Annotated in this window: 8 protein-coding genes; 6 read left to right on the top strand and 2 right to left on the bottom strand. The window is 42.8% G+C overall.

What is annotated here, in order from left to right; translation table 11 throughout:
• Positions 1-16: 16 nt before the first annotated feature.
• From LUQ50_RS07205 to LUQ50_RS07195, 3 genes are all read left to right on the top strand, one after another.
• A complete protein-coding gene (locus LUQ50_RS07205; RefSeq protein ID WP_300038341.1) occupies positions 17-874 on the top strand; it encodes a DUF6159 family protein in 858 nt (285 codons plus the stop codon).
• A 217-nt stretch (positions 875-1091) separates the two neighbouring features.
• Entirely contained in the window at positions 1092-1475 is a 384-nt protein-coding gene (locus LUQ50_RS07200) for a hypothetical protein (RefSeq protein ID WP_300038339.1), read from the top strand.
• A gap of 115 nt (positions 1476-1590) precedes the next feature.
• Positions 1591-2628 carry an ABC transporter substrate-binding protein gene (locus LUQ50_RS07195; RefSeq protein WP_300038336.1) on the top strand — a complete coding sequence of 346 codons (1038 nt, stop codon included), beginning with the start codon at positions 1591-1593 and terminating at the stop codon, positions 2626-2628.
• Between the two features lie 249 nt (positions 2629-2877).
• On the opposite strand, the gene LUQ50_RS07190 is transcribed toward LUQ50_RS07195, so the two are convergent.
• Positions 2878-3123, bottom strand: coding sequence for a hypothetical protein (locus tag LUQ50_RS07190; protein WP_300038333.1), 246 nt, complete (start codon positions 3121-3123; stop codon positions 2878-2880).
• A gap of 228 nt (positions 3124-3351) precedes the next feature.
• Here LUQ50_RS07190 and LUQ50_RS07185 point away from each other — a divergent pair, with 228 nt between their 5' ends.
• Genes LUQ50_RS07185 through LUQ50_RS15945 form a run of 3 tightly spaced genes read left to right on the top strand, consistent with a single transcriptional unit; the run spans position 3352 to position 4873 of the window.
• Complete coding sequence (locus LUQ50_RS07185) at positions 3352-3984, top strand: type IV pilin N-terminal domain-containing protein (protein ID WP_367278974.1); 633 nt, start codon at positions 3352-3354, stop codon at positions 3982-3984.
• 1 nt (position 3985) lies between these two features.
• Positions 3986-4507, top strand: a complete 522-nt coding sequence (locus LUQ50_RS07180; RefSeq protein ID WP_300038330.1) for a type IV pilin N-terminal domain-containing protein — start codon at positions 3986-3988, stop codon at positions 4505-4507.
• Positions 4508-4528: 21 nt separating this feature from the next.
• Positions 4529-4873 (top strand): YkgJ family cysteine cluster protein, encoded by a 345-nt coding sequence (locus tag LUQ50_RS15945; protein ID WP_367278973.1) that lies wholly within the window; start codon positions 4529-4531, stop codon positions 4871-4873.
• Positions 4874-4988: 115 nt separating this feature from the next.
• Here LUQ50_RS15945 and LUQ50_RS07175 read toward each other — a convergent pair.
• The coding region (locus tag LUQ50_RS07175; RefSeq protein WP_300038327.1) for a class I SAM-dependent methyltransferase at positions 4989-5861 on the bottom strand (873 nt) is incomplete at its 5' end.

Here is a 5861-nt window from a genome sequence, read left to right as displayed (position 1 = left end):
ATGATAGAACTAAGGTATGTTTACGTCTATTAGCAGAAGCATCACGCTTATCAAAGCGAGTTGGGCAGTACTCATGAAGGATAAGGAGATCCTGTTATTCCCGGTGCTGTCTGGTATCATCTGCCTCATTATCGCTGCTTCATTTCTTATTCCGGCAGTCATCCTTGGTGCAGGTCTGAATACTGAACATCAAAGTTCTCCGTTTGTGTATGTGGGGATATTTCTCTTCTATCTGATCACCTATTTCGTGGTTATCTTCTTTAATGCCGGACTAGTTGCCTGTGCCCATATCAGACTGACCGGAGGAGATCCTACGTTCTTTGATGGTATCACCGCAGCACGAAAAAATATTGGACAGATCTTTATCTGGGCACTCATCTCTGCGACCATCGGGCTTATCCTTCAGGCAATCAGGGATAATAACAATATCATCGCTCAGGTCATCTCATCATTTATCGGTGTTGCATGGAGTCTTCTGACATTTTTTGTGATTCCTGTTATGATAATTGAGAAACGTGGCACGATTGCATCAATACAAGAATCAGCCTCTCTTTTTAAGCGTACCTGGGGGGAGACGGTTATTGGTCAGGGAGGTGTTGCACTGATATTCATACTCATTGCATTGATTGCATTCGTGCCGGTTACTCTGGTTCTGATGGTTGGATCGGCGACAATTAGTATCGCGGTGATCTCCTTGTATCTGTTACTTCTGATCATTCTCTTCGTAATTGCCAATGCAATGCAGGGTGTGTACAACACTGCACTCTATCTGTATGCGAAGGACGGAGTTGTTCCTGATGCTTTTTCAAAAGAATTGATCGAGAATGCGTTTCAGTCCAAACATGCATCTTCCTTTCAGGGTGGCAATATCTGAATAATCATTATCCGTGATCATAATATTGATTGTCCAGTGACGATAGGGATATTATCTCCTATTTATACCTCTTTTATTATGAAGACTCATCCGATGCCTCGCTCACAACTATGGTAGGATGAACTTATCTCTTCGTCAATGATTCCGGTTTTTTGCATTCATATGATAAATGATCAGATGCATGGATGAGCAGGAGCAATATCTTTGAAGACCTCATGTGACTGATCCATTAGGGATGAAGATACTATCTGTTACCCGCAGTATTGTCCTGTCAGATGGGCAGGTTCGGACCGAGTATCGTTTGTCCAGCCCGGTAACATCAGAGATCCTTCATGCCTTATCAAAAGGGAATCATATCTTTACCGGGTATCAGTATCTGTCCCCGACCTATCTGATCTCCAAGTCTGACATGATAACAATTAGCGGAATCCTTGGAAGCCCTATTATCGCAGTCCAGAGTAAACCCGGAATGTCTGTGGGAATTGAAGATTATTTATCAGAATTTCTCTCCACTATTCCGGATTCTGAAAAACCTGATACTCTGGTGGAGTTAGTGGTTGAATATGTAAAACCATTTGTTCGAAGGTTTATTAATAAATAGGGTTAACTTTCGTAAATGTATTTTCATTAATCAGGATCAAAATAGATATCTTTTTGTAATATTTTATGCCATCCAGTACATAGGTCTTTAATGACCTGTATTGAGGTATCATTCTATGCGTATTCAGTATCATGTTCTCCTGTATATCCTGGTAACTGCATTTCTTGTGCTTCCCATGGCAACTCTGGCAGAAACACGGACAATTACCGACGTTGCAGGTAACACCATTGATATTCCGTCAGATGTGACGAGGATAGTGACCGTTGATCCGTTTACGAGCCAGTTTTTGTTTGTCATCGGAGCTGATGATAAACTGGTAGGGACCTGTATTGGACCTGCAAACCGAAACCTGGTCAATGTAACTGAACCATCACTTGGTGCTCTTCCTTCTGCAGGATGTAAAACCAGTGTAAATCTGGAAGAACTACTCTCACTCAATCCTGATCTGGTAATTTCAGCGAATACCTATACCCAGGTGAATGAAGATATCAAACGTGCGAATATACCGGTTGTAATCGTTGATGTCGAAAAACCCGATAATTTAATTAAAAGTTATGAGTTGCTCGGCAAGATTGTAGGGAAAGAGAAAGAAGCTCAGGATTTTATCTCATATTATAATGAGAAGATGGAGATCGTGAAGAAGAATGCAGATGGTATCACCGATTCAGATAAGAAACGTGTGTATTTCGGCCAACGCGAACCACTCTCAACCCTTGGTGATGATTACTATGAGGCCAAGATTGCTGCAATGGCAGGTGGAAAGAACGTTGCAGAAGGTGTCAGCGGTGGTGACAACAAGGTAACCATCGATCAGGTCTATACCTGGAACCCGGATCTGGTTGTGCTACTCCCCTATAACTCGAAGAGTGTAAGCGAACTGCTTGCCGATCCTGCCTGGCAGTCTCTTCCGGCGGTCCAGAACAAACAGGTATACCGTATGCCCAAGTATCTGATGTCCTGGGAACTTCCGGTGCCTGAGTCAATTCTGGGGACCTTATGGCTTCAGAGTACGATGTATCCTGATAAGGTCAGATTTAATCTTACTGATGAGATCAAAGGATTTTATAAGAAGTTCTACCGCCTTGATATGACCGATGAAGATGTTGCAGCCTTACTCAAGGATCAGACCCCGGTAATCCTGAATAAATCCTAGTCGCATAATTCTTTCCCGAGGGCTCCACGATAATCTCTCTTTTTCGATATGAGGAGATGGAATCCCCCATTATTGATCATGGATGTGACCATGTTCACCGTACCATTACGTGCTTACTAACTCGTGGCAATATGTAAAGTAAGATCTCTCAAAGGAACCGGATGGATTTCGGGATGATCCTAATCCGATTATTGATGTTTCTGGTGCGTAGAAAACGGGTGTGGCCTGAAGGCCGACTAACAAAAATGATCAATTTTTTGGTGATTGCTTAACTCCGGTAATTTGTACCTGAATCTTTTGTTTCATCGGTGCTGCCGGTTTTTTTGAATCTTTCCATGTGTATCCGGTTACAACACACTGAACCGGTTCTCCGGCAATTGTCCGATCAAGCAGGGTGTCACGACCTGCCTTTCTGTTAGAATTATATTGCGAGACGATAGCATTCCAGTCTGATGGGAACAGTTCTATTTCGTATAACTCATTTACTTTTACCATCTGTAAATCTCCTGATCTCGACCTATAAAATATAGCACAGTCTTTCTCATAAACCTTTTGAAATTATATTGTTATCTTTTTAATTAGGTCTACTATTTTTTATTAATACCTGATGAATTACTGAATGGAGAGTCTTTGGATCGACACCGGTTTGGATGACCGAGAAGGAGTAAGTAGGTTATGTTTGCTAATAATGTTTACTGAATTCAAAAGTAAACTAAATAGGCAATGTCAACTCAGTATTATATGATGATTCATCCCCCCTTCCATACATCTGTGAGAGATATATTACCACCAGATCCAGCAGTATCCCCGGTGGTAGGGATTATGCTGATGCTTACCGTGACTCTTATCCTGGCTGCTATCATCAGTGGATTTACCGGGGGAATAGCAAAAACCCAGACAAAGCCCCCTCAATTAGTATTTGAATCTTCGATGGTAAATGACACCTATAATCCATCATCTAGTTTTCTTGATATCAGGGTAATTTCAGTGAGTGAAGGGATTGCATCGCGTGATCTGAAACTCATAACAGAGTGGAAAAATCAGAGCCGGCAGCCGAATCGGTGTACTATTACACCGAATTCTCATAATGTTGGCTCAAAAACATATCCCCTGGGGTATGGATCAGGGGTGCAGACAGGGGTTGATGGAGCTTCGGATTTTGGAAACTTCACCCTGTTAGCAGGAACCCGTATGAATGTAAATGCTTCAGATGGTGATGCAATGGATGAGGTTCTCACTCATTACTGGAATCAGTCACCTGGGGGTATTACTGAAGGTACCCCGATCAGGATTCAGTTTGTTCATATTCCAAGTGGTGCAATAATCGCAGATAAGGAGATCACTGCAGAGGTATAATATGGCTGATCTGGAACAAGCGGTCTCTCCTGTGATTGGGGTGCTTCTCATGCTTACCCTTACTTTAATAATTGCTGCGATTGTGAATAGTTATGCAGGTGGTCTTGTGGAAACAGAACCAAAAGCTCCATCTGTTACCATTCAGGCGACATATAGTCAGACCCAGGGGATGGAGATCAGACATATAAGTGGTGACCCACTCCCAACTTCAGCAGTAAAGGTCATGGTAAAACCTTCTGAGAGTTTTGGACGGAATGCGAGCCAATTCTCTTCGTTTGTAAATAAAAAATATATTACCAATGCTACCGGATTACTGTCGTGGGATGGAATAACCACCTCAATGCGTCCCGGTGATGTTTTTTATATCCTGCGTGATAATCTGAGTTATCTTCAGGATATTCCTGAACAAAGTTATTGGTTTAATGAGTCCGTTGTCCCGGATAACCGGGGAAAAACATTCTATCTGGAATTTTATTACAAAAATACGATGATCTCACGGAGTGAGGTTCTGATTGAAACCTGACCTCGGATCAATATCGGTAATATGAAATCATCCGGGACCGACTATTGCATCATATGGGTTCAGGTGAATTCTATCGCATCACCATGCCGACAGTGTGGACATTGTTGTAGGTCTATGGGCGATGTTCTGGGGATTGTTGAACAACTGAATGATCATAAATATCGAATTCAGTATCTAATCACCGGTATTGAGCAGATTGTTTCTCTCGATCCAGATAAACAAAACCTGTTCCAGGAACATCCAAATTATAACCATCAACCATTGGTATGCCCTTTTTTACGAGAGAGAGGGGAAGGAATAGCAGTATGCACGGTCTATCAGTCCAGGCCTGAAATCTGTCAGATATATACCTGCTCAAAATCCTGAATCCTATCGTGTTACGTATCTGAATCTGGCAACTGAATAAACCCCTCTATCCATCAAAATGGATGCCACGGCAAACGTGCTTCTGATGGAATCGGGAATTCCGGGTAATGGATTATCATGGGTTTTCAGTATCAGTATGGTTCTTTTCCCACCAGAACAGGGACCATCTGGTCCGGGTTTCAGGGGTCTCATACTTACCGTTCTTTCGTCGCTTTAAATGCGTGAATAGGAAATCTCTGGCAATATTTGTCTCTTCCGGAGTGAGGTGTAAGAGTATCTGATAACTTTCCAGGGCATGATCAGGGGTATCATAGAGGATCTGGTTCTTACAGAGCAACTGTTCAACGTTGGGATAAATGTTCATCCTGTGCAGGAGATTATAAACATAGATGTCATCAGGGGTTTCAGTATGGGTGCGGCCGATAGCCTGATGAAATGAATGGATAAATTCTCCTTCCTCTCCACCCCACGCAGTAACATACGCGAACTTTTTGGTTGCCTGATTGATCTTCTGTAATGACTCCTGAAGATCGCCGGTCCTGGCAATTGCCCGGGAAGCAATCACCACATCGTGGGATTTAATATCTGAGTTGAGTTTGATACTTTCCCATGTCTGGTGCAGGTATCTGATGTTTCCGAAAAATCTTCTATCCGCCTCAGATTTCAGAATATCAAGCATCTGTGAGGATATATCGATGGCGGTTACCCTTTTTGACCGTATCGCTGCGGCGATACTGATGATCCCTGTTCCGCATCCAATATCCAGCACCGACCAGTCACGGTCCATTTTGACCCGTTGGAGAAGTTTGGGATAGTACTCATCATGTTCTGACCACAACTGATACCAGGGGGCCATCTGATCCCACCGTTCTTCCTGTAGATCAGATCCTGAAGAGATGGTGCGAATGAGATGCTTCTTCATCCATAACGCATTCCAGTCAATCTCTTCCAGTTCCATGCTCCCGATCTCCGGTATGAACTGATTGGT

It is taken from the genome of Methanospirillum sp. (assembly GCF_028679455.1).
Classification (GTDB): Archaea; Halobacteriota; Methanomicrobia; order Methanomicrobiales; family Methanospirillaceae; genus Methanospirillum.
This window is presented reverse-complemented; position numbering and strand designations above follow the sequence as displayed.

Coding starts and splice junctions, on each gene's coding strand:
- LUQ50_RS07205 (WP_300038341.1), top strand. CDS start 17: ATGTTTACGTCTATTAGCAGAAGCATCACGCTTATCAAAGCGAGTTGG.
- LUQ50_RS07185 (WP_367278974.1), top strand. CDS start 3,352: ATGTCAACTCAGTATTATATGATGATTCATCCCCCCTTCCATACATCT.
- LUQ50_RS07180 (WP_300038330.1), top strand. CDS start 3,986: ATGGCTGATCTGGAACAAGCGGTCTCTCCTGTGATTGGGGTGCTTCTC.
- LUQ50_RS07190 (WP_300038333.1), bottom strand. CDS start 3,123: ATGGTAAAAGTAAATGAGTTATACGAAATAGAACTGTTCCCATCAGAC.
- LUQ50_RS07195 (WP_300038336.1), top strand. CDS start 1,591: ATGCGTATTCAGTATCATGTTCTCCTGTATATCCTGGTAACTGCATTT.
- LUQ50_RS15945 (WP_367278973.1), top strand. CDS start 4,529: ATGAAATCATCCGGGACCGACTATTGCATCATATGGGTTCAGGTGAAT.